A 21,923-nucleotide genomic window follows, 5' to 3' on the forward strand; every position below is an offset into this window, starting at 1 on the left:
GTAGCCCACGCGGCGTCAGCGGGCCGTGCGCGGCCAACTCGGGCGGTGTGGGCCACCCCAGTCGGCTCACCGGGGCCCGGACGGCCCCGGCGGCTCACAGCGGCCCGCGGCCCGCACGGAGCAGTAGCAGGGCAAGTTGGGTGCCGTCGGCGCCGAGCGCGACCCGGAAACGCTCCAGGATCTCCCGTTCCCGGGAGAGCACCAGGCGAGTCCCACCGGACGCCATCCGGGTCACCCCGACCTCCTGGGACAACGCGGCCCGCTCCTGCCAGAGCGTGATCAACGCGTGGTCGATCTCGTCGATCCGTTCCCTGATCTGCACGATCCGCGCCGAGGCGGACGGCTCCTGGGTGCCGGTCTGCTGCTCGGCCGGCTCGGCATCCGCGCCGGTCGGTGGCGTGGCCACCGCCGGCTCAGCCCCCTGCGCGGCGGGCTGCCCCGGTCGGATCGGGCTGCCGCTCTGCTCCATCACGTCTGTCATCATCGGGTACCTCTCGCACTGTGGTGCCCGGTGCCCGGAACCTGGGACGGAAAAAGCCCCGGACTCCAGGAGCCCGGGGCTTTAGCAGGTCTGAATCGATCAGGCGCGACCTACGGCTGCCGGACTCCCGGTGCCATAGTAAAAGTAGAAGCGCGCAGCGATCACGTGGTCGAGTATGCCCACGTCGTTGCCGGGTGCGCAAGCATTCCGCGTCGCGAAGGGCACCTTTCCCGCCTGTGGGCGTGCCGGGTGGTGGTGCGCGCCGTCGGGCACGAGCTGCTGAGCGCCAGCGGCGCAGTGTCGGGCCGGCGGCATAGACTTGTCGGGCGATGCATCCTCTCTTCGACATCCCCGCGTCCCCGCCTGCGCCGGAGTCCGCGCCGGCCCGCCCGCACCGACCCGGGGCGTCCGCCGCGCGTCTCGATCCGCAGCAGCTGCTCGCCGGGCTGAACGGGCCGCAGCGCGACGCCGTCAGCCATGCCGGCTCGCCGCTGCTGATCGTGGCCGGCGCCGGGTCCGGCAAGACCCGGGTGCTCACGCACCGGATCGCCTACCTGCTCGCCGCTCGGGACGTGCACCCCGGCGAGATCATCGCGATCACCTTCACCAACAAGGCCGCCGGCGAGATGAAGGAGCGGGTCGCCGCGCTGGTGGGCCCCCGGGCCCGCCTGATGTGGGTGTCGACGTTCCACTCGGCCTGCGTGCGGATCCTGCGTGCCGAGCACGAGCACGCCGGCCTCAAGTCGACGTTCTCGATCTACGACGCGGACGACTCCCGCCGGCTGATGCAGTTGGTCACCCGCGAGCTGGATCTCGACCCGAAGCGCTACCCGGCGCGTGGGCTGGCCGCCCAGGTCTCCAACCTCAAGAACGAGCTGGTCGACCCGGAGCAGTTCGCGGCGCGGGCCACCGGGCCCAACGAGAGGGCCCTCGCGGAGGCGTACACGCTCTACCAGCGTCGGCTGCGTGAGGCTCACGCCCTGGACTTCGACGACCTGATCATGACCACGGTGCACCTGCTCCAGTCCCACCCGCACGTCGCGGAGAGCTACCGCCGGCGGTTCCGGCACGTGCTGGTGGACGAATACCAGGACACCAACCACGCCCAGTACGTCCTGATCAAGGAGCTGGTCTCCGGCACCGACGGGCTGGAGCCCGCCGAGCTGTGCGTGGTCGGCGACGCCGACCAGTCGATCTACGCGTTCCGGGGTGCGACGATCCGCAACATCCTGGAGTTCGAACGGGACTTCACCGACGCGCGGACGATCCTGCTGGAGCAGAACTACCGCTCCACCCAGACCATCCTCAACGCGGCCAACGCGGTGATCGACCGGAACACCTCCCGCAAGCCGAAGCGACTGTGGAGCGAGGCCGGCGCCGGCGAGCAGATCGTCGGCTACGTGGCCGACACCGAGCACGCCGAGGCCGACTGGGTGGCTCGGGAGATCGACCGGCTGGTCGACGCCGACGAGACCCGCCCCGGCGACGTCGCCGTCTTCTACCGCACCAACGCCCAGTCCCGCGTCTTCGAGGAGGTGTTCATCCGGGTCGGCCTGCCCTACAAGGTGGTCGGCGGGGTGCGCTTCTACGAGCGCAAGGAGGTCCGCGACGCCCTGGCGTACCTGCGTTCGGTGGTAAACGACGACGACACGGTGAGCCTGCGGCGAGTGCTCAACACCCCGCGCCGGGGCATCGGCGACCGCGCCGAGGCGTGTGTCGAGGCGCTCTCCAGCCGCGACCGGATCTCCTTCGGCGCGGCGCTGCGCCGGGCCCGGGAGGCGCCGGGCATCTCCAGTCGGGCGGCCAACGGCATCGCGGACTTCGTGGCGTTGCTCGACGGCGCCCGCGAGCTGGCCGAGACCGGCACCCCGGAGGAGGTGCTGGAGGCGCTGCTGACCCGCTCCGGCTACCTCACCGAGCTGGAGGAGAGCCTGGACCCGCAGGACGCCGGCCGGGTGGACAACCTCCAGGAGCTGGTCAGCGTCGCCCGCGAGTACACCGAGCGGATCGAGGCGCTGGGCGAGGAGGGGGAGCGGGCCACCCTGGCCGGCTTCCTGGAGCAGGTGGCGCTGGTCGCCGACGCCGACCAGATCCCCTCCGACGACCCCGACCACCAGGGTGTGGTCACCCTGATGACGCTGCACACCGCCAAGGGGCTGGAATTCCCGGTGGTCTTCCTGACCGGGCTGGAGGACGGCGTCTTCCCGCACCTGCGCTCGCTGGGCGACACCCGCGAGTTGGAGGAGGAGCGCCGACTGGCGTACGTCGGCATCACCCGTGCCCGACAACGGCTCAACCTGTCCCGGGCGGTGACCCGCTCGGCCTGGGGGCAGCCGTCCTACAACCCGCCGTCGCGCTTCCTGGAGGAGTTGCCGACCGAGTTGGTGCACTGGGAGCGGACCGAGGGGTCGTACACCTCGTGGGCTGGCGGGGGCGGCGGCGTCGGTGGCCGCGCGGACCGCGCGCCCGGCGCGCGTGGCAACTTCACCGGGGGTACGCCGAAGGCGGCGCAGTTGGCCCAGCGGCTCGGCGTGGACGCCAGCCGGCTGACCACGGCCAGCGAGCTGCCGCAGGGGCCGAAGGTGTCAGCGGGCGACCGGGTCAACCATCAGCGGTACGGGTTGGGGCGGGTGCTCGCCGTCGAGGGGCACGGCCCGGGTGCCCGCGCGCAGATCGACTTCGGCGACCAGACCATGTGGCTGGTGCTCCGGCACGCCCCGGTCGACAAACTCTGACCCCGGCATCCCCAAGATCGCACCAAATCAAGGAAAGAGTGGCCTCGCGTACCGCTGAGGCCACTCTTTCCTTGTTGTTGCGCCCGGACCGCGCGGGGAATGCGGCCTCAGCAGCCCAGGTCGACGCCGCGGGCCCGCATGAACGGGGCCGGGTCGATCTGGTTCCACATGCCCTGGTGCACCTCGAAGTGCAGGTGCGGGCCGGTGGCATCGCCGGTGGCGCCCTCGTAGCCGATGACCTGGCCGGCCTTCACCTTCTGGCCGACGGTGACCGCGATGCGGCTCTGGTGGGCGTAGTGGGTCAGGTAGCCGTTGCCGTGGTCGATGAAGACGGAGTTGCCGTACCCGTCGGAGGCGTCGCCGGCCTGGGTCACGGTGCCGGCGGCCGCCGCGTGGATCGGCGTACCGGAGGGCAGCGCCAGGTCGATACCGGCGTGCAGGGTGCCCCAGCGCTGTCCGTAGCAGGACGTGACGGCTGCGCCCGGCATCGGGTCGACCCAGGCGGGTGTGGGCCTGGTGGTCTTCTTCGGCTTCGGCTTGGCCTTCGCGGCGGCCGTCTTCGTGGGGGCCGGGCTGGCGCTGACCGCCGACGGGCTGGGCGTCGGGCTGAGCGAGGGGACGACCGGGGTGCTCGACTCACGGACCGAACGGTCGGCCCGGCTCGCGGCCTCGGCCCGGGCCTGGGCGTCGAGGGAGACGGCGGCGGGTGCCGGGTGGTCGGTGCCGCTGGTGGCGACGGCGACACCGCCGAGGCCGAGGGCTACCAGGGCGGCGGCCCCGAGCACGATGAGGCGGTTCCGTCGGCCGGTGCGCTGCGGCGCGGTCTGGCTGGTGTCGGGGGTGTTCTCGTTCTGGACGGGGCTGTCTTCCTGCACGGCGGACCTTCACAGTCGAGGGGCACTTGACCTCGAAATACTGCTGTCGGGCCGAGGTGGGGCGGGCGCGGGGACCGAACCCTCGAAGGGAGGGCCGACGGTCGGTGCCCGGATATGACCCGCTGTGCGGCGCTACATCCGGAAAAGTGATCATGTTGGCGGGTGCCGTCGGTCACATTCGACCCTGTGACCCGGGATACATCCGCCAGGACCGCACAACGCAAAACCGCCCGGATTGACAGATCCGGGCGGTCAGCGGTCGTTACGCATCGTCAGCGGTCGGCTACCTCGCTGTAGATTGCCTCGACTTGCAGCTTGATGTCCACTCCGCGCTCCTGGAGGAACGGCACCGGGTCGGTCGGCTGCCCCTTGACATGGATCTCCAGGTGCAGGTGGGTGCCGTACGCGTGGCCGGTCTGACCCACGAGGCCGAGCTGGTCGCCCGCCTTGATCTGCTGGCCCTCCTTGACGCTCACGGCGGAGGAGTGGCCGTAGATGGCCTCGCTGCCGTCGGCGTGTTGGACGATCACCGCGTTGCCGTACCCGCCGAACCAGCCGGCCTTGGTGACCAACCCGTCGTGGATCGCCACGTAGGGCGTGCCCTCGCCGGCGACCAGGTCCACGCCGGTGTGCATCTTGCCCCAGCGGACGCCGTAGGGGGAGTTGAAGTCGTAGCCCTGCAGCGGCAGCAGCCAGACCTCGGGCTCGGCGCTGTCAGTGCTGCGGCTGTCCCGGGAGGCGCGGTCGGCGTTGTCGGCACGGGCCGCGGCGTCCTGGCTGGTGACCGACGCCTGCTTGAGCTCGTCGAGAACCGTCGGGCTGACGTCCTTGGCGTCCGGCAGGGCGCTCGCGCCGAGGGCCACGATGCCGGCACCGACGAACGCGGTGGTGACGACAGCGGCGTAACGGCTGCGGGGTGGGGTGGGTACGCGGCGGCGACCGCGATATCGATCGGGCTCAGACGACAGGCGCTGGCGCACGCACACCCTCCGTTGTCGGGGTTCCGAAGCGGCCGGTGGCGTCCCCTGAAGCTTCAGTGGAACGTCCGCTGACCGCGTCGTCACCCGTCCATGGACCTGATGACAACCGTGGACACGTTAGCCAACCGCCAGGCGAGTCACAAGCTAGACCGAAAAATTGGCGTGTCGATCTGTCCGTTTGCGTCCGTGATTGTCATGCATCGCGACGCCGAACGGTGCCCCCGTCGCTGCCCGTTCGTCGCCGAGCGTGACCGTTCCGGCGGAGTCGTCCGACTTGACTCCGAACCGCGCCGGGATGACGTCCCCGGCCCTGCCAGCGACGCGACCGTGGCGAAGCCGGCACGGCACCGGGCCGGACCTCTCCGGGTTGCGCGGTGGGCACGCCGGGTAACGGCCGGTGACGGAGCCCGGATTTCCCGGGCCGCGCCCGCCGGGTTACCGTTCGTTAAGGTGATGGCGGTCAAGCCGGTGAAAGGTGTGCGCTGATGAGCTCTCGGATTCGGGTCGTCGTCGCGAAGCCTGGCCTGGACGGCCACGACCGGGGCGCGAAGGTCGTCGCGCGCGCCCTGCGGGATGCCGGGATGGAGGTCGTCTACACCGGCCTGCACCAGACTCCTGAGCAGATCGTGGAGACCGCCATCCAGGAGGACGCCGACGCTGTCGGCCTGTCGGTTCTCTCCGGCGCGCACATGACGCTGTTCCGGCGGGTGCTGGAGCTGCTCGGTGAGCGGGACGCCCGCGACATCGTCGTGTTCGGCGGCGGCATCATTCCGAACGGCGACATTCCCGAGTTGGAGAAGCTGGGCGTCGCGAAGATCTTCACGCCGGGCGCCACCACCCAGGCGATTGTCGAGTGGGTCCGACAGAACGTGGCCCAGCCGGTTTCCTGAGGCGCGCCGATCTGCTGCGCCACCGAATTTGGGCACGGGGGAGGGGCCGGACGCACCCCTCACACGTCCGGCCCCTCTATGCACGATGCCCCGCCGCCACCCCTCGACCGACAGGGCATCGGCCGTATCCCGTCTTTGCGCTGTTCAGCGCTCCGACATCTGACTCAACGACGCCCCCACGGCGGGGTTACGCAAGCCGGACAACATCGCCCGGACGGTGGATGCCAACCGAGTCGTGGCCGGAAACCGGCCACACCTGATGTCCGGTTGTGCATTACCGCACACCGCGCACCCGCTCGGTTGCCGGCGGTGTCGACCTCGCTAGGCTGCGGCCAATGGCCTGTTTCAACTGATGACAGGCGTCAAACTGTTTTGTGAACGCTGGTGGCGGCGCGACGGCGCGCCGCGGAGACGGGACGGGACGCGCAATCGTGGACCTGTACGAGTACCAGGGGCGGGACCTGTTCGAGCGGCACGGCTTGCCCGTGCTAGCTGGCGGCGTCGCCACTACCCCGGAAGAGGCCCGCGCGATCGCCGAACGTCTTGGCGGCCGTGTGGTCGTCAAGGCGCAGGTAAAGGTCGGCGGCCGAGGTAAGGCCGGCGGCGTCAAGCTGGCCGAGGGCCCGGATGAGGCGGTGGCCCGCGCCACCGACATCCTCGGCATGGACATCAAGGGTCACACCGTCCACAAGGTCATGATCACGGTGACCGCGGACGTGGCCGAGGAGTACTACTTCTCGTACCTGCTCGACCGGGCGAACCGCACCTTCCTCTGCATTGCCAGCGTCGCCGGCGGCATGGACATCGAGCAGGTCGCCGCCGAGACCCCCGACAAGGTCGTGAAGGCCCCGATCGACGCCGTGAAGGGCGTGGACGAGGCCAAGGCCCGCGAGATCGTGACCGCTGCCGGCTTCCCGGCCGAGGTCGCCGACCAGGTGGTCGAGATCGCCGTCGGTCTGTGGCAGGCGTTCGTCGCCGAGGACGCCACCCTGGTCGAGGTCAACCCGCTCGCCAAGAACGGCGACGGCCGCATGCTGCTGCTCGACGCCAAGATCAGCCTGGACGAGAATGCCGCGTTCCGGCACCCGGACCACGAGGCGCTTGTCGACCAGGCAGCCGTGGACCCGCTGGAGCAGGCCGCCAAGGCCAAGGACCTCAACTACGTCAAGCTCGACGGCGAGGTCGGCATCATCGGCAACGGCGCGGGTCTGGTCATGTCGACTCTCGACGTGGTCGCGTACGCCGGTGAGCGGCACGGCAACGTCAAGCCGGCCAACTTCCTCGACATCGGCGGTGGCGCGAGCGCCGCGGTGATGGCGAACGGGCTGGAGATCGTGCTCTCCGACCCGGCCGTGAAGAGCGTCTTCGTCAACGTCTTCGGCGGCATCACCGCCTGCGACGAGGTCGCCAACGGCATCATCCAGGCGCTGGCGCTGCTGGAGCAGCGCGGCGAGCAGGTCACGAAGCCGCTCGTCGTCCGTCTCGACGGCAACAACGCCGAGGCTGGCCGGGCGATCCTGGACAGCGCTAACAACCCGCTCGTGCAGCGGGTGGACACCATGGACGGTGCGGCCGAGCGGGCCGCCGAGCTGGCAGCTGCGGGGGTCTGATCATGGCTATCTGGCTGACCAAGGACTCGAAGGTCATCGTCCAGGGGATGACCGGTTCCGAGGGTTCCAAGCACACCCGGCGGATGCTGGCCGCCGGCACCAACGTGGTGGGCGGCGTCAACCCGCGCAAGGCGGGTCAGACCGTCGAATTCGACGGCACCGAGCTGCCGGTCTTCGCGTCCGTAGCGGACGCGATGGCCGAGACCGGGGCCGACGTCACAGTCATCTTCGTGCCGCCGCAGTTCACCAAGGCCGCCGTGGTCGAGGCGATCGACGCCGCGATCGGCCTGGCCGTGGTGATCACCGAGGGCGTCCCGGTGCACGACACCGCGTCGTTCTGGGCGTACAACGTGGCGCAGGGCGAGCGGACCCGGATCATCGGGCCGAACTGCCCGGGCATCGCCTCGCCGGGCGCGTCCAACGCCGGCATCATCCCGGCCGACATCACCGGCTCCGGCCGGATCGGCCTGGTCAGCAAGAGCGGCACGCTGACCTACCAGATGATGTACGAGCTGCGCGACATCGGGTTCTCCACCTGCGTCGGCATCGGCGGTGACCCGATCATCGGGACCACCCACATCGACGCCCTCGCGGCGTTCGAGGCCGACCCGGAGACCGACGCCATCGTCATGATCGGTGAGATCGGTGGCGACGCCGAGGAGCGGGCCGCCGAGTTCATCAAGACCAACGTCACCAAGCCGGTGGTCGGCTACATCGCCGGCTTCACCGCTCCGCCCGGCAAGACCATGGGTCACGCCGGCGCGATCATCTCCGGCTCGGCCGGCACCGCCGAGGCGAAGCAGGCGGCGCTGGAGGCCGTCGGCGTCAAGGTCGGCAAGACGCCGACCGAGACCGCGAAGCTGATGCGGGAGATCATGTCCGGCAGCTGAGCCGGTGAGGCAGTACGAAGGGGGTCGACCGGTCACGGTCGACCCCCTTCGGCGTACGCGCGCACTGCGCTGGTCAGTCGTTGTTCCAGAACGGGTAGTTGCCGGTCGAGCGCAGGATCGCCCCGCCGATGATGTTGATCACGCCGAACGCGATGGCGAGGTAACCGAGCAGCGGCGACTGCCCGTACCGCCGGGCGTCGCGGATGGACAGGTAGCCGAAGACGATGCCGAAGATGCCGCAGCAGATCAGTCCCAGCACGATGCCCAGCACGCCCCAGAGGGTGGTGCGGTCGCGTCCCCGGGCCGGTGGGGGTGGGGGAGGCGGGTATGGCGTCGTCACAGCGTCCTCCGAGCGGTAATGGGCGACGTGCCGGCCCGGACCGCGACCGGCGGGCCCGTCCCGGGTGGCGGCGACTCGCGCCCCCTCAGGGCCGAGGCTAGACCGGCCCGGGTGGGCAGGACGTCGGTTCGGTGAACTCGCCGACCTTAGGAGGGGTTAACGGACTGCCACCGCCCGCGCGACGTGCCAGAGTAGAGCGGATGTCCCCCGTCACCCCTGACCGTCCCAGCCGTCCCGGCGGTGTGAGCGCCGACGACCGGCCGGTCGACCGTGCCGCACCGGCCCGGCGGGTGCCCGCGCCTCGCGCGGGCGGGTCGCCGCGCGGGCGGGCGCCGTTGCCAGTCGCCGCCGGGGTGGCCGCCTGCTGGGCCGCCCTCACCTCCTACCTGCCGGTCGCCATCGTGCTCGGCCTGGTGCAGCTCGGCGCGGACGGCACCACAGTGACCGGCACCCTGCGCACCGCGCTGGCCGGCTGGCTGCTCGGGCACGGCGTGCCGCTGCACACCGAGACCGGGCCGCTCGGGCTCGCCCCGCTGGCGCTGACAGTGCTCGCGCTCTGGCGGCTGACCCGCGCCGGCGTGCACGTCAGCCGCGCGATGGGTGCCCGCGACACCCGCTCACCGCGCCGGGCACTGCTCGCCGCGGTCGCGGTCGGTGTGGCGTACGCGCTGCTCGGCGCGCTCGCGGCGGTGCTGGTCGGCACGGGTGGGCCGAATGTGTCGCTGATCCGGGCGGGCGCCACGTTCGCGGCGGTCGGCACGCTCGCCGCGCTGGTCGGCGCGGTCCGGATCACCGCCGTGACCCGGCTGCTCGTCACCCGGCTTCCGGGCCCGGTGCGCGACGGCGTTCGCACCGGCCTGGTGGCCGGGCTGCTGCTGCTCGGTGCGGGCGCGGGCGCGGCCGGCCTGGCGGTGGCCACCGGCGGCGGCGACGCGGCCGACATGATCGGGGCGTACCGGACCGGGGTCGCCGGGCAGGCCGGCATCACGCTGGTCAGCGTGGCGTACGCGCCCAACGCGGCGGTCTGGTCGACCAGTTACCTGCTCGGGCCGGGGTTCGCGGTGGGGACGGACACGGCGGTCCGTACCAGCGAGGTGTCGGTCGGCGCGCTGCCGGCCGTGCCGCTGCTCGCTGGCCTGCCGCGCGGCCCGGTGGACGGCTTCGGCGCCCTGCTGCTCGCGGTGCCGGTGCTGGCCGGGATGGTCGCCGGTTGGCTGCTCGCCCGGCGGGTGGCTCGACTCGCAGGTCCGGAGCGGGCCGCGCAGCGTTGGGCCGAGCTGCTGGCGCCGGCGGTGCTGGCCGGGCCGGTGGCCGGGGTGGTGCTCGGCGCGGCCGCGGCGGTCTCCGGCGGGCCGCTCGGCGCCGGTCGGCTGTCCCAGGTCGGGCCGGTGGGTTGGCAGGTCGGGGCGGTCGCGGCCGGTGTCATAGCTGTCGGCGCGCTGCTCGGCGCCGCCGCCACCCGGGCGCTGACCCGCGGTCCCGCGCAGTAGAGTCGCGGCCACTTGGGCACTGGCCCGCGGTCCAGCGGGTAGACGAGCGCGGGGCGCCCCGGGTGAACCCGGAGCGCCCCGTCGAATCCGAGCCCGTCAGGGCTGGGCGGGCAGGTTGACGTTCAGCACCACGCTCAGGATGATCGAGATGATGCCGAGCGCGACGCCGACCGCACCACAGATCAGACCGGCCTTGGCCTGGCCGGCGTTGCTGGCCTGCCCCTGGTCAGCCTTCTGCTTGCCCAGGTAGCCGGTCACCAGGGCCCCGATGCCGACCGGGATGCCCAGGATGGCGCAGCAGGCCAGAGGGATCGACGCGATACCGAGGATCAGCGCCACCAGGCCGAGGGTGTTGTTCTGCCCCCGTGCCTGCGGGTACCCGGCGTTCGGGTAGGTCGGGCTGGCGCCGTACGGGGGCTGCTGCTGCGCGTACGGGTCCTGGTGCGGCGGCTGCTGACCGTACGGCTGCCCCGGGGTGGGCTGCTGGCCGTACGGGGCCTGCGGCGCGGCGTACGGGTCCTGCGGCTGCTGACCGTACGGCTGGCCGGAGGTGGGCTGCTGGCCGTACGGGGCGGCCGGCGGCTGGGGAGCGGTCGGGTCCTGGTTGGGCTGCTGGCCGTACGGGTCCTGACCGGGGTTACCGGGCTGCATTCGAGAAGCTCCTTGGACTGGTTCCGTCAGTTGGTGCTCTTTGTTTCCATCCATGATCGCGGTCAGTCCTCCCAAAGCCCAGTACAGCAACAGGAAGACATGTCTCCCAAAGCAGGCAAAAGGGTCCTTGTCGACCGCTTCGTGTGCCGGATCAGTGGCGGTGTGTGGGCCGGCGCGGCGTTCGGCCCGAGCGAGCGGCAGCGTACCGGGTCGACGCACGTCGGCACCGTCGAAGATCGGCGCACCGCCCGGTCGAAGGGGGTCCCTGACCTGCCCGATAGGGTGGCCCGGTGACCGAGCCCGCGCCCGTCGCCCGCATCGTCGTCCTCATCTCCGGCTCCGGGAGCAACCTTCAGTCGCTGCTGGATGCCGCCGCCGACCCCGCGTACGGCGCACAGGTGGTCGCGGTCGGCGCGGACCGCGACGGCATCGCGGGCCTGGACCGGGCCGACGCGGCGGGGGTGCCGACCTTCGTCGAACGGGTCCGCGACCACGACACCCGGGAGGACTGGGACCGCGCGCTCACCGCGCACGTCGCGAAGCACCAGCCCGACCTGGTCATCTCCGCCGGTTTCCTCAAGCTTGTCGGCCCGCACTTCCTCGCCGCCTTCGGTGACCGCTACCTGAACACCCACAACACGCTGCTGCCGGCGTTTCCCGGCATCCACGGCCCGCGTGACGCCCTCGCCTACGGCGTGAAGCTCACCGGAGCCACCCTCTTCTTCGTCGACGCCGGCATGGACACCGGGCCGATCGTCGCGCAGGTAGCGGTGCCGGTGCTGGACGACGACGACGTCGACACGCTCACCGAGCGCATCAAGGAAGCCGAGCGACGCCAGCTCGTCGAGCAGGTCGGTCGGCTGGTCCGCGAAGGCTGGACCATCACCGGAAGGAAGGTCACGGTTCCGTGAGTCCCACTCAGGACGGGCGCCGCCCGATCAGGCGGGCGCTGGTCAGCGTCTACGACAAGACCGGGCTGGTCGAGCTGGCTCAGGCCCTGCACGCGGCCGGTGTGGAGATCGTGTCCACCGGCAGCACGGCGGGCACCATCGCCGCCGCCGGGGTGCCGGTGACGCCGGTGGAGACGGTGACCGGGTTCCCCGAGGTGCTCGACGGCCGGGTGAAGACCCTGCACCCGAAGGTGCACGCGGGTCTCCTGGCGGATCTGCGCAAGGACTCCCATGTCACGCAGCTCGACGAGCTGGGTGTGGCGGCGTTCGACCTGCTGGTCTCCAACCTCTACCCCTTCCAGGCGACGGTCGCCTCGGGCGCCGACGTCGAGGAGTGCGTGGAGCAGATCGACATCGGTGGCCCGGCCATGGTGCGGGCCGCCGCCAAGAACCACGCCTCGGTCGCCGTGCTCACCGACCCGGCCGGTTACCCGGCGCTGATCGGCGCGCTCAGCGAGGGTGGCTTCACGCTGGCCCAGCGTCGCGCGCTGGCCGCCCGGGCGTTCGCCGACATCGCCGAGTACGACGTCGCGGTGGCCCAGTGGTGCGCCAAGGAGCTGGCACCCGCCGACGACTCGTGGCCGCAGTTCGCGGGGCTGGCGCTGCGCAAGTCGACAGCGCTGCGCTACGGCGAGAACCCGCACCAGGCCGCCGCGCTCTACACCGACCCGGACGCCCCGGCCGGGCTGGCCCAGGCCGAGCAGTTGCACGGCAAGGAAATGTCGTACAACAACTACGTCGACGCCGACGCCGCCTGGCGGGCCGCGAACGACTTCGCCGACCAGCCGGCGGTGGCGATCATCAAGCACGCCAACCCGTGCGGCATCGCCGTCGGCGCGGACGTCGCCGAGGCGCACCGCCTGGCGCACGCCTGCGACCCGGTGTCGGCGTACGGCGGCGTCATCGCTGTCAACCGGCCGGTCTCGGTCGAGTTGGCCCGGCAGGTCGCCGAGATCTTCACCGAGGTGTTGGTCGCCCCCGGCTTCGACGAGGGCGCTGTCGACGTGTTGCAGGGTAAGAAAAACATCCGGCTGCTGCGGGCACCGGCGTGGACGCCGGCGCTGGTGGAGGTGCGGCAGGTGACCGGTGGCGTGCTGGCCCAGGTCGCCGACCGGGTGAACGCCCCCGGCGACGACCCGGCCAACTGGCAGTTGGCGACCGGCGAGGCCGCCGACGAGGAACTGCTGCGGGACCTCGCGTTCGCCTGGCGGGCGGTCCGCGCGGTGAAGAGCAACGCGATCCTGCTCGCCAAGGACGGCGCCACCGTCGGGGTCGGCATGGGTCAGGTCAACCGGGTCGACTCGGCGCAGCTCGCGGTCGCCCGCGCCGGCGCCGATCGTGCGCGCGGCTCGGTCGCCGCCTCGGACGCGTTCTTCCCGTTCGCCGACGGCCCGCAGATCCTCATCGACGCCGGCGTCCGCGCGATCGTGCAGCCCGGCGGCTCCATCCGCGACGAGGAAGTCATCGAAGCGGCCAAGAAGGCCAACGTAACCATGTACCTAACCGGCACCCGCCACTTCTTCCACTAACCCCAGGCCCCCCCGGCCCCCCGGCCCCCAACCCCCCAACCCCCCGGCTCGACCCCGTCGATCATGAAGTTATTGCCCTGCACGTCGGCGTGTCAGGGCAATAACTTCATGATCAATCGCGGGGGGGGCGTTAGGCCGGGGTGGCCGGGCGGAGTTCGGCGAAGTGGCAGGCGGAGGGGTGGGGGTCCGCTGCCCTCGGGACCGTCTTGGGGTCCTCGGTGGCGCAGATGTCCTGGGCCTTCCAGCAGCGGGTCCGGAAATGGCACCCGCTCGGCGGGTCGGCCGGGCTGGGCACGTCGCCAACCAGCCGGATCATGTTGCGCTGGTCGCGGGCCTCCGGGTCCGGCACCGGCACCGCAGAAAGCAGAGCCTGGGTGTACGGGTGGGTGGCCCGCTCGTAGATCTCGTCCTCGGTGCCGATCTCGACGATCCGACCGAGGTACATCACCGCGACGCGGTCGGCGATGTGCCGCACCACCGACAGGTCGTGCGCGATGAAGATGTACGAGAGCCCCAGCTCGCCCTGTAGCTGCTTGAGCAGGTTGATCACCTGGGCCTGGATGGAGACGTCGAGCGCCGACACCGGTTCGTCGCAGACGATCACCTCGGGCTTCAGCGCGAGGGCGCGGGCGATGCCGATGCGCTGACGCTGACCGCCGGAGAACTGGTGCGGGTACCTGTTGATGTGCTCCGGGTTGAGCCCGACCAGGTCCAACAGCTCCTGGACCCGCTTGGCCTTGCTGCCCTTCGGCGCGGCATCCGGGTGGATCTCGAACGGTTCGCCGATGATGTCGCCGACCGTCATCCGCGGGTTCAACGAGGTGTACGGGTCCTGCATCACCATCTGCATGTTGCGGCGCAGCCGGCGCAGCTCACCCCCGGAAGCCTTGAACAGGTCCTTGCCCTCCAGGGTTGCGCGTCCGGAGGTGGGCGTCTCCAACCGCATCAGCAGCCGGGCGAGGGTGGACTTGCCGCAGCCCGACTCGCCGACCACGCCGAGCGTCTCGCCCCGACGCAGCTCGAAGCTCACCCCGTCGACGGCCTTCACCGCCCCGATCTGTCGCTGGAACAGCACGCCCTGAGTGATCGGGAAGTGCTTCACCAGGTTGTCGACGGAGAGGATGGTCTCGCCGCGGACCTTGGTGGGGTTAGCTGGCGACGCTGTCATCACGGACCTCCTGCGCGAAGTGGCAAGCGCTGGTCCGGCCGTCGCCGAGGACCAGGTCGTGCGGCACCTCGTCCACGCAGACCTGCTGGACGTACGGGCACCGGGGGTGGAACGGGCAGCCGGACGGGATGCGCATCAGGTTCGGCGGCAACCCCTTGATCGTCGACAGTTCCTGACCGCGAACGTCCAGGCGCGGGATCGACTCCAACAACCCCTTGGTGTACGGGTGGGCGGGCGCCTTGTAGAGCGAGCGGACGTCGGCGTGTTCGACGATCCGGCCGGCGTACATGACAGCGATCCGGTCCGCGACACCGGCGACCACACCCAGGTCGTGGGTGATCAGGATCATCGCCATGTTGAGTTCCCGGCGCAGGTCCGCCAGCAGGTCCATGATCTGGGCCTGCACTGTCACGTCGAGGGCCGTGGTGGGCTCGTCGGCGATCAGCACCTTCGGGTCCAGCGCCAACGCCATGGCGATCATGACGCGCTGCCGCATGCCGCCGGAGAACTGGTGCGGGTAGTCGCCAATCCGCTTGGCGGCACCCGGGATCTTGACCAGATCCATCAGTTCGACGGCACGACGTCGAGCGTCGGCTCGGGACATGCCGGCGCGCTGGCGCAGCGTCTCACCGATCTGCCAGCCGACCGGGAACACCGGGTTGAGGGCGGAGAGCGCGTCCTGGAAGATCATCGCGATCTCCTTGCCACGTACCTGCCGCCGCTGCTCCTCGGAGCGGGTCAGCAGGTCCTCACCCTGGTAGAGGATCTGGCCGGAGCGGACGAACGCGGGCGGAGTGTCCAGGATGCCCATGATCGCCTGGGCGGTGACCGACTTACCCGAGCCGGATTCGCCGAGCACGGCAAGGGTCTCGCCGGCGTCCAGGTGGTACGACACGCCGTTGATCACCCGGGCGACACCCTCGTTGGTGCGGAACTCGACGTGCAGGTCCCGCAACTCCAGCAGGTGACCGCCCTCTGGTGTGGCAGAGGCGGGAGTTGGATTGACGGTCATGAGGTTCTCACCGCAGCTTCGGGTCGAAGGCGTCACGGATCGCGTCGCCGAGCATGATGAACGCCAGCACGGTCAGCGCCAGGAAGGCCGACGGGACGATCAACGGGGTGGCCGCCTCCCGCATGTGGATCCGGCCGGTGTCGATGTCCTGGCCCCAGGAGATGGTGGGCGCCTTCAGGCCGATGCCCAGGAAGGAGAGCGTGGCCTCGGCCGCGATGAACGAGCCGAGCGCGATGGTCAGCACGACGATCGCCGGGGCCAGCGAGTTCGGCAGGATGTGCCGCCACATGATCCGGCTGTTGCCGGCGCCGAGCATCCGGGCCGCCGCGACGTAGTCCTGCTCCTTCGCGGTGATCACCGAGGACCGGACCACGCGGGCGGCGGTGGTCCAGCCAAGGAGAGCCAACACGAAGACGACAGCGCCGATCCGAGCCCACTGGCTGTCACTGGACACCCGCTTGAGCAGCACGATCGCGGCCAGCAGCAGCGGAATGCCGAGCACCACGTCGATCACCCGGGAGAGCACCGCGTCGACCCAGCGGCCGAAGTAACCGGCCAACATGCCGATCACCAGCGCGATGATGCCGGTGCCGAGCGCGGCGAGCGCGCCGACCAGCAGCGACGCGCGCGTGCCGTAGACCGCTCGGGAGTACGTGTCGCAGCCCTGGAAGTCGTACCCGAAGATGGCCCCGCCGGACGGCCCGGCGTGCTGCCGGGAGAGCAGGCAGTCGCTCGGGCTGTTGGCGGTGAAGACCCCCGGGAACAGCGCCATCAGGCTGAAGATGACGACCAGCGCCAGCGAGATCCAAAAGATCGGGTTGCGGCGCAGGTCACGCCAGGCGTCCCCGGCCAGGCTGCGGGGCTTCTGCGCGGCGCCGATCTGGTTGGGCGTGCCCGGCTCCCCGGAGGGGCCACGTCGCGCGGCCTGGTTCTCGGTGGCCGCCACGGTCTCAAAGTCACTCATGCCTGCACCTCGCTGCGCTCGGCGCCGGCATGAGAGCCCAAGCACGCTGCGCTGATGATTCGTTCGCTGCGCTCACTCATAGCGGATCCTCGGGTCGAGTACGGCGTACAGGACGTCCACCACCAGGTTCGAGACCAGGTAGACCACGACGAGCACGCTGACGATGCCCACCACCAGGGGGCCGTCCTCGGTGCGGATGCCGCGGAAGAGGTTGAAGCCCACGCCGGGGATGTTGAAGACGCCCTCGGTGATGATCGCGCCGCTCATCAGGTTGCCCAGTTCCACACCGAGGAAGGTGACCACCGGGATCAGCGAGTTGCGCAGCACGTGGACGACGACGATGCGCCGCTTGACCAGGCCCTTTGACCGGGCGGTCCGGACGTAGTCGGCGCGCAGGTTCTCCGCCACCGAGGCCCGGGTGAGTCGTAGGGCGGTGGCCAGCGACAGCGAGCCGAGCACGATGCCCGGCAGCAGGAGCGCGTAGAACGTCGGATCCGAGCCGGCGGTGGGCGGGAAGAGCTGCCACTTGACGCCGAGGAAGTACTGCGCCAACGGCGCCAGCACGATGGTCGGGATGCCCAGCACCAGCAGGGTGAGCACCAGCGTCGAGTTGTCGAAGATGCTGGCCCGGCGGATGCCCGCGAGCACCCCGGCGGTGACGCCGAAGATGATCGCCACAGCGAGCGCGATGAGCGCGAGCCGCACGGTGACCGGCCAGGCCTGCTGAAGGATGTCTCCGATGTTCCGACCGGTGAGTGACTCGCCCAGGTTGCCCTGGAGCAGGTTCTTCACGTAGTCGAAGTAGCGGTAGAAGAAGCCGCCGACGCCAGTGGCATCCAGGTGGTACTTCTCGGTCAGGTAGGCCCGCTGCGCTGGCGTCACCGGCCGTTCGCCGGCGAGCGCCTGGATCGGGTCGCCCTGCCCGGCGAATGTCAGCGCGTAGACGATCAGGGTGGTCCCGAAGAACGCCAGGACCATCTGCAGTAGGCGCCGCAGGATGTAGCGGAACATGCTTAGCAGTCTCTCCGGAAATGTGCGAAAGGGTCGCAGGACGGCATCTCTGGTCGTACCCGAAATATCCGAGACGTTCCGTCCGGCCCGGGGGAGCCGGCACCACCGACGCCGGGTCCGCTGCTGCGGCCCGGCCCCGGTGGTGCGGTCCGGGCCACCCGGGCTTCGTCGCCCGGGTGGCCCGCACCATGGTCAGCTCAGCTGGCTGCTTCGATCTTGACGAGGTTGACCCGCTGGAACAGGTCCATCTCCACGTTCTTGACCTTGGACGAGTGGCCGAACACGTTCTCGCCGAAGCGGAGCGGGATCACCGGCATCTCCTTGGCCAGGATGTCCTCCGCCTGCTGGTACTTGGCGATCGCCTCGTCCTGCGTCTTGGCGGCGGAACCCTCCTTGACCAGCTTGTCGAACTCCGGGTTGCTGTAGCCGTAGTAGTTCGACGAGCCGTTCGTGCTGTACAGCGGGCCGAGGTAGTCCTCCATGGTCGGGTAGTCCATGACCCAACCCATCCGGAACGCACCCACCGGCGTCTTCTTCTCGACCTTGGTCAGCAGGTCGGCGAACTTCGGCTCGACCGAGCCGACCGCGTCCACGCCCAGGTTGGCCTTGAGCTGGTTGACGGTGGCGTCGACCCAGTCCTTGTGCCCGCCGTCGCCGTTGTACGAGATGACGATTTTCGCCGGACCGCCGGCGGCCTGGTAGAGCTTCTTGGCCTCGGTCGGGTTGAACTCGGCGGCCTTGCCAGCGGTGTCCTCCCGGTAGCCCGGCAGGACCGGAGCGACGAAGGAGCGCGCCGACGTCTGCGAACCCTTGAAGACCGACTTGGTGATCTCGTCACGGTCGATCGCCATCGAGATGGCCTTGCGCACGTCCGGGTTGCTGTAGTCCTTGTCGAACGTCGGGAACGCGAGGAACTGGAACGACGACATCGGGCTGGTCTTGTACCGGTCACCCAGGTCGCTCGGCGCGGTGCTCAGGCTCTCGGTCGGGATCGTGGGCAGCACGTCCAGGTTGTCCGCCAGGACGTCCGCGTAGGCCGCGGTGAGCTGCTGGTAGATCCGGAACTCGATGTTCTTGACCTTCGGCTTCTCGCCCGGGTACGCGTCGTAGCGCTCGACGTCGATCTTGCTGTCGTGCTGCCAGGTGCCCTTCATCTTGAAGGGGCCCTGCCCGATCGGCGCCTGCTCGTAGGAGTCCTTGAGCACGCCCGGCGCCGAGAACGCGGCGTCCGGCATCGGGAAGAACGCGTTGTAGCCCAGCGTCGTCTTGAAGTCGATGTACGGCTCCGAGAGCGTCACTGTGAAGGTGAGGTCGTCGACCTTCTTCAGACCGGACATCTCCTTGGCCTTCGGCGCCTTGTCCTGCAGGTCGGCGTAACCAGCGATCTTCTCGAAGAAGGGGTTGGTGTCCTGACCGTTCGGGGCGTACGCGCCGTAGTTCCAGGCGTTGATGTAGTTCTGGGACGTGACCTTCTCACCGTTGTGGAAGGTGAAGCCGTCCTTGATCTTGATCGTCCAGACCTTGTTGTCGGACGAGGTGATCGACTGCGCGGCGACCTCGTACGGCTTGTTCTGGGCGTCGTAGTCGACGAGCGGGCTGAACAGGCCGGCGATCACCTGCGATCCGGACGTCTCGGTGGTGTTTGTGGGAACCAGGTGCTTCGGCTCGGCGATCTGGATGCTGACCACCGAACTGTCGCTGCCACCGGATCCACCGTCTCCGCCGCTGCCGCAGGCCGCGAGGCCCAGCGTCACCGCGAGCGGGAGGGCGGTCCAGGCGGCGAGTCTACGAACTCGCATTGAGCCTCCTCATCTCCTCACGCTGCGCAGTCAGGCCCGACGCTGGGTTACGCTGCGCAACAAGCGGTAACGGTAGGTCGGCGACGGGGCTTCGACAACGACGCGGTTGCGGGTGGGTAACAGTCCGGGGTTACCTCAGTTGTCGGGAGCGAGTGAACCTGCTACCCCAAACCGGGCGTATTGGCGTTGAGCTGCGAAAATCCGCGCGAATGACAGTGCGTTCGGCCTTGTCTGGCCGCCTCGACACCGCCTGGGGTGGCCGTCCCATCTCCGCAGTTCCGCCCCGCCCTGTCTGGTTCGACCGTGATCGAATCCACAAATTGTCACCGAAAGTGACTAGCGACACCTCACACACGGTTACTCCAGCGACAGCCACCCCACCATGGCCCGGGCCGCCCGACGGCAACCCGGCAGCACTGGGCGGCGGACGGCCCGAGCGAGGTCGTCTGATCCGCGGGCGGTGGTCGTGAGACGATTCGGTCGTGACGGCGACGCTTCTGGACGGCAAGGCAACCGCAGCGGAGATCAAGGACGAGCTGCGCATCCGGGTGAAGGCACTCGCGGAACGCGGCATCATCCCCGGGCTCGGCACGGTCCTGGTCGGGGCGGACCCGGGCAGCCAGGCGTACGTCAACGGCAAGCACCGCGACTGCGCCGAGGTGGGCATCGCCTCGATCCGCCGCGAACTGCCGCCCGACGCCACCCAACAGCAGGTCGACGACGTACTGGCCGAGCTGAACGCCGACCCGGCGTGCCACGGCTACATCGTCCAACTGCCGCTGCCGGGCCACCTCGACACCCAGCGGGTGCTGGAGTTGATCGACCCGGACAAGGACGCCGACGGCCTGCACCCGGTCAACCTGGGTCGGCTCGTGCTCGGCTACGACGGTCCGCTGCCGTGCACGCCGCGCGGCATCGTCGAGCTGCTCCGCCGGCACGACGTGGCGCTGCGCGGGGCCACCGTCGCTGTGGTCGGTCGCGGCAACACTGTTGGCCGACCGCTCGGCCTGCTGCTCACCAGGCGCAGCGAGAACGCCACTGTCACCCTCTGCCACACCGGCACCCTCGATTTGGCCTCGCACACCCGGGCCGCCGACATCGTCATCGTCGCGGCCGGCGTACCGGGTCTGCTCACCGCCGACATGATCAACCCCGGTGCGGTGGTGGTGGACGTCGGCATCACCCGCGTGATCGGCGCGGACGGCAAGGGCCGCTACACCGGCGACGTGGACCCGGAAGTGGCCGAGACGGCTGGCGCGCTGGTCCCCATGCCCGGCGGCGTGGGCCCGATGACCCGGGCCATGCTGCTCACCAACGTCGTCGAGCGCGCCGAGCGCGGCTGACCCGCGCCTCGGCGACGCCGAACCAGACGGCGGTGACGTTCGCCCCATCCCGGCGATGGCCGCCGCCCCTGGCCTGATCGGTGCCAGGATGACTGATACGGTCCGGAAAACCGACTGGTATCAGGGAGTGGGACGACCATGGGTAAGAAGGTCACTGTCGTCGGGGCTGGCTTCTACGGCTCCACCACCGCACAGCGCCTGGCCGAGTACGACGTCTTCGACACCGTAGTGATCACTGACATCGTGGAGGGCAAGCCCGCGGGCCTCGCGCTCGACCTCAACCAGTCCCGGGCCATCGAGGGCTTCGAGACCAAGGTGGTCGGCGTGACCACCGGCCCCAACGGTGAGGGCTACGAGAGCATCGAGGGCTCCGACGTCGTCGTGATCACCGCTGGTCTGCCGCGCAAGCCCGGCATGAGCCGGATGGACCTGCTGGAGACCAACGCCAAGATCGTCCGCCAGGTCGCCGAGAACGTCGCCAAGTACGCCCCGAACGCCGTCGTCATCGTGGTCTCCAATCCGCTGGACGAGATGACCGCGCTGGCCCAGCTCGCCACCCAGTTCCCGAAGAACCGGGTGCTCGGCCAGGCCGGCATGCTCGACACCGCCCGGTTCAGCAACTTCGTCGCCGAGGCGCTGAACGTGCCGGTGGCCTCGGTACGCACGCTGACCCTCGGCTCGCACGGCGACACCATGGTCCCGGTGCCGTCGAAGAGCACCGTCAACGGCAAGCCGCTGCGCGACGCCATGCCGGCCGAGCAGATCGAGGAGCTGGTCGTCAAGACCCGCAACGGTGGCGCCGAGGTCGTCGCGCTGCTCAAGACCGGTTCGGCCTACTACGCCCCGTCCGCCGCCGCGGCCCGGATGGCGAAGGCCGTCGCGGAGGACTCCGGCGAGGTCATGCCGGTCTGCGCCTGGGTCGACGGCGAGTACGGCATCTCCGGCGTCTACCTGGGTGTCGAGGCCGAGATCGGCGCCGAGGGCGTCAAGCGGGTCGTCGAGACCGACCTGGACGCCGACGAGCGCGCCAGCCTCCTGGAGGCTGCCGAAGCCGTCCGCGCCAAGCAGGGCGACATCTCCAGCATGTAGTTCCCGAACCACAGCATCAGCGCCGAGACGTCGATGCCAACCGATCGGTGGGAACGGTCCATGTGGCTGCAACACCTGGCGGAGGCGGCGACGATGACGGGGAAGATGGGCGCGGC

At 70.1% G+C, this 21,923-nt stretch carries 19 protein-coding genes; 9 read left to right on the top strand and 10 right to left on the bottom strand.

Annotation, left to right across the window (positions count from 1 at the left end; translation table 11 throughout):
- Positions 1-94: 94 nt before the first annotated feature.
- Positions 95-484, bottom strand: a complete 390-nt coding sequence (locus AB0B98_RS30825) for a chorismate mutase (protein ID WP_238668337.1) — start codon at positions 482-484, stop codon at positions 95-97.
- 326 nt (positions 485-810) lie between these two features.
- Here AB0B98_RS30825 and pcrA point away from each other — a divergent pair, with 326 nt between their 5' ends.
- Complete coding sequence (pcrA, locus tag AB0B98_RS30830; protein ID WP_357367151.1) at positions 811-3,216, top strand: DNA helicase PcrA; 2,406 nt, start codon at positions 811-813, stop codon at positions 3,214-3,216.
- A 107-nt stretch (positions 3,217-3,323) separates the two neighbouring features.
- Here the strand turns inward: pcrA and AB0B98_RS30835 are convergent, their stop codons facing one another.
- Both AB0B98_RS30835 and AB0B98_RS30840 read right to left on the bottom strand, forming a co-directional pair.
- Positions 3,324-4,091: a M23 family metallopeptidase gene (locus AB0B98_RS30835; RefSeq protein WP_357367153.1), complete on the bottom strand. Its 768-nt coding sequence runs from the start codon at positions 4,089-4,091 to the stop codon at positions 3,324-3,326.
- 272 nt (positions 4,092-4,363) lie between these two features.
- Positions 4,364-5,071, bottom strand: coding sequence for a M23 family metallopeptidase (locus AB0B98_RS30840; RefSeq protein ID WP_238668334.1), 708 nt, complete (start codon positions 5,069-5,071; stop codon positions 4,364-4,366).
- Positions 5,072-5,556: 485 nt separating this feature from the next.
- On the opposite strand from AB0B98_RS30840, the gene AB0B98_RS30845 reads away from it, so the two are divergent.
- From AB0B98_RS30845 to sucD, 3 genes are all read left to right on the top strand, one after another.
- The gene (locus AB0B98_RS30845) at positions 5,557-5,961 is read left to right on the top strand and encodes a cobalamin B12-binding domain-containing protein (RefSeq protein WP_030491849.1); all 405 of its coding nucleotides are present in this window, start codon (positions 5,557-5,559) and stop codon (positions 5,959-5,961) included.
- Between the two features lie 431 nt (positions 5,962-6,392).
- Positions 6,393-7,571, top strand: coding sequence for an ADP-forming succinate--CoA ligase subunit beta (sucC, locus tag AB0B98_RS30850; RefSeq protein WP_091406357.1), 1,179 nt, complete (start codon positions 6,393-6,395; stop codon positions 7,569-7,571).
- Between the two features lie 2 nt (positions 7,572-7,573).
- The gene (sucD, locus tag AB0B98_RS30855; protein WP_357367155.1) at positions 7,574-8,461 is read left to right on the top strand and encodes a succinate--CoA ligase subunit alpha; all 888 of its coding nucleotides are present in this window, start codon (positions 7,574-7,576) and stop codon (positions 8,459-8,461) included.
- A gap of 73 nt (positions 8,462-8,534) precedes the next feature.
- On the opposite strand, the gene AB0B98_RS30860 is transcribed toward sucD, so the two are convergent.
- Positions 8,535-8,801: a DUF4190 domain-containing protein gene (locus AB0B98_RS30860; protein ID WP_196919730.1), complete on the bottom strand. Its 267-nt coding sequence runs from the start codon at positions 8,799-8,801 to the stop codon at positions 8,535-8,537.
- Positions 8,802-9,001: 200 nt separating this feature from the next.
- On the opposite strand from AB0B98_RS30860, the gene AB0B98_RS30865 reads away from it, so the two are divergent.
- Positions 9,002-10,291 carry a DUF6350 family protein gene (locus AB0B98_RS30865; protein ID WP_357367157.1) on the top strand — a complete coding sequence of 430 codons (1,290 nt, stop codon included), beginning with the start codon at positions 9,002-9,004 and terminating at the stop codon, positions 10,289-10,291.
- A gap of 96 nt (positions 10,292-10,387) precedes the next feature.
- On the opposite strand, the gene AB0B98_RS30870 is transcribed toward AB0B98_RS30865, so the two are convergent.
- Entirely contained in the window at positions 10,388-10,942 is a 555-nt protein-coding gene (locus tag AB0B98_RS30870) for a hypothetical protein (protein WP_357367158.1), read from the bottom strand.
- Between the two features lie 290 nt (positions 10,943-11,232).
- Between AB0B98_RS30870 and purN the strand changes: the two genes are divergently transcribed.
- On the top strand, positions 11,233-11,853 hold the full coding sequence (gene purN, locus AB0B98_RS30875) for a phosphoribosylglycinamide formyltransferase (RefSeq protein ID WP_091406347.1): 621 nt from the start codon (positions 11,233-11,235) through the stop codon (positions 11,851-11,853).
- Positions 11,850-13,421 (top strand): bifunctional phosphoribosylaminoimidazolecarboxamide formyltransferase/IMP cyclohydrolase, encoded by a 1,572-nt coding sequence (purH, locus tag AB0B98_RS30880; protein WP_238668328.1) that lies wholly within the window; start codon positions 11,850-11,852, stop codon positions 13,419-13,421. The genes purN and purH overlap by 4 nt, the downstream gene beginning before the upstream one ends.
- Before the next feature lie 130 nt (positions 13,422-13,551).
- Here purH and AB0B98_RS30885 read toward each other — a convergent pair whose 3' ends face one another.
- From AB0B98_RS30885 to AB0B98_RS30905, 5 genes are all read right to left on the bottom strand, one after another.
- Positions 13,552-14,589: a dipeptide ABC transporter ATP-binding protein gene (locus tag AB0B98_RS30885; protein WP_238668327.1), complete on the bottom strand. Its 1,038-nt coding sequence runs from the start codon at positions 14,587-14,589 to the stop codon at positions 13,552-13,554.
- Positions 14,570-15,601: an ABC transporter ATP-binding protein gene (locus tag AB0B98_RS30890; protein ID WP_238668326.1), complete on the bottom strand. Its 1,032-nt coding sequence runs from the start codon at positions 15,599-15,601 to the stop codon at positions 14,570-14,572. The genes AB0B98_RS30885 and AB0B98_RS30890 overlap by 20 nt, the downstream gene beginning before the upstream one ends.
- Positions 15,602-15,608: 7 nt before the next feature.
- Positions 15,609-16,565, bottom strand: coding sequence for an ABC transporter permease (locus tag AB0B98_RS30895; protein WP_238668325.1), 957 nt, complete (start codon positions 16,563-16,565; stop codon positions 15,609-15,611).
- 72 nt (positions 16,566-16,637) lie between these two features.
- The gene (locus AB0B98_RS30900) at positions 16,638-17,576 is read right to left on the bottom strand and encodes an ABC transporter permease (RefSeq protein ID WP_238658631.1); all 939 of its coding nucleotides are present in this window, start codon (positions 17,574-17,576) and stop codon (positions 16,638-16,640) included.
- A 197-nt stretch (positions 17,577-17,773) separates the two neighbouring features.
- On the bottom strand, positions 17,774-19,375 hold the full coding sequence (locus tag AB0B98_RS30905) for an ABC transporter substrate-binding protein (RefSeq protein WP_238668324.1): 1,602 nt from the start codon (positions 19,373-19,375) through the stop codon (positions 17,774-17,776).
- Positions 19,376-19,857: 482 nt separating this feature from the next.
- Between AB0B98_RS30905 and AB0B98_RS30910 the strand changes: the two genes are divergently transcribed.
- Positions 19,858-20,718: a bifunctional methylenetetrahydrofolate dehydrogenase/methenyltetrahydrofolate cyclohydrolase gene (locus tag AB0B98_RS30910; RefSeq protein WP_357367162.1), complete on the top strand. Its 861-nt coding sequence runs from the start codon at positions 19,858-19,860 to the stop codon at positions 20,716-20,718.
- A 138-nt stretch (positions 20,719-20,856) separates the two neighbouring features.
- The gene (locus tag AB0B98_RS30915; RefSeq protein ID WP_112583765.1) at positions 20,857-21,807 is read left to right on the top strand and encodes a malate dehydrogenase; all 951 of its coding nucleotides are present in this window, start codon (positions 20,857-20,859) and stop codon (positions 21,805-21,807) included.
- Positions 21,808-21,923: the final 116 nt, after the last annotated feature.

The organism is Micromonospora sp. NPDC048947, from assembly GCF_040649495.1.
Taxonomy (GTDB): Bacteria; Actinomycetota; Actinomycetes; order Mycobacteriales; family Micromonosporaceae; genus Micromonospora; species Micromonospora alfalfae.

Coding starts and splice junctions, on each gene's coding strand:
- AB0B98_RS30890 (WP_238668326.1), bottom strand. CDS start 15,601: ATGACCGTCAATCCAACTCCCGCCTCTGCCACACCAGAGGGCGGTCAC.
- AB0B98_RS30825 (WP_238668337.1), bottom strand. CDS start 484: ATGATGACAGACGTGATGGAGCAGAGCGGCAGCCCGATCCGACCGGGG.
- AB0B98_RS30845 (WP_030491849.1), top strand. CDS start 5,557: ATGAGCTCTCGGATTCGGGTCGTCGTCGCGAAGCCTGGCCTGGACGGC.
- AB0B98_RS30905 (WP_238668324.1), bottom strand. CDS start 19,375: ATGCGAGTTCGTAGACTCGCCGCCTGGACCGCCCTCCCGCTCGCGGTG.
- AB0B98_RS30900 (WP_238658631.1), bottom strand. CDS start 17,576: ATGTTCCGCTACATCCTGCGGCGCCTACTGCAGATGGTCCTGGCGTTC.
- AB0B98_RS30915 (WP_112583765.1), top strand. CDS start 20,857: ATGGGTAAGAAGGTCACTGTCGTCGGGGCTGGCTTCTACGGCTCCACC.
- AB0B98_RS30870 (WP_357367158.1), bottom strand. CDS start 10,942: ATGCAGCCCGGTAACCCCGGTCAGGACCCGTACGGCCAGCAGCCCAAC.
- pcrA (WP_357367151.1), top strand. CDS start 811: ATGCATCCTCTCTTCGACATCCCCGCGTCCCCGCCTGCGCCGGAGTCC.
- sucD (WP_357367155.1), top strand. CDS start 7,574: ATGGCTATCTGGCTGACCAAGGACTCGAAGGTCATCGTCCAGGGGATG.
- AB0B98_RS30885 (WP_238668327.1), bottom strand. CDS start 14,589: ATGACAGCGTCGCCAGCTAACCCCACCAAGGTCCGCGGCGAGACCATC.
- AB0B98_RS30895 (WP_238668325.1), bottom strand. CDS start 16,565: ATGAGTGACTTTGAGACCGTGGCGGCCACCGAGAACCAGGCCGCGCGA.
- AB0B98_RS30865 (WP_357367157.1), top strand. CDS start 9,002: ATGTCCCCCGTCACCCCTGACCGTCCCAGCCGTCCCGGCGGTGTGAGC.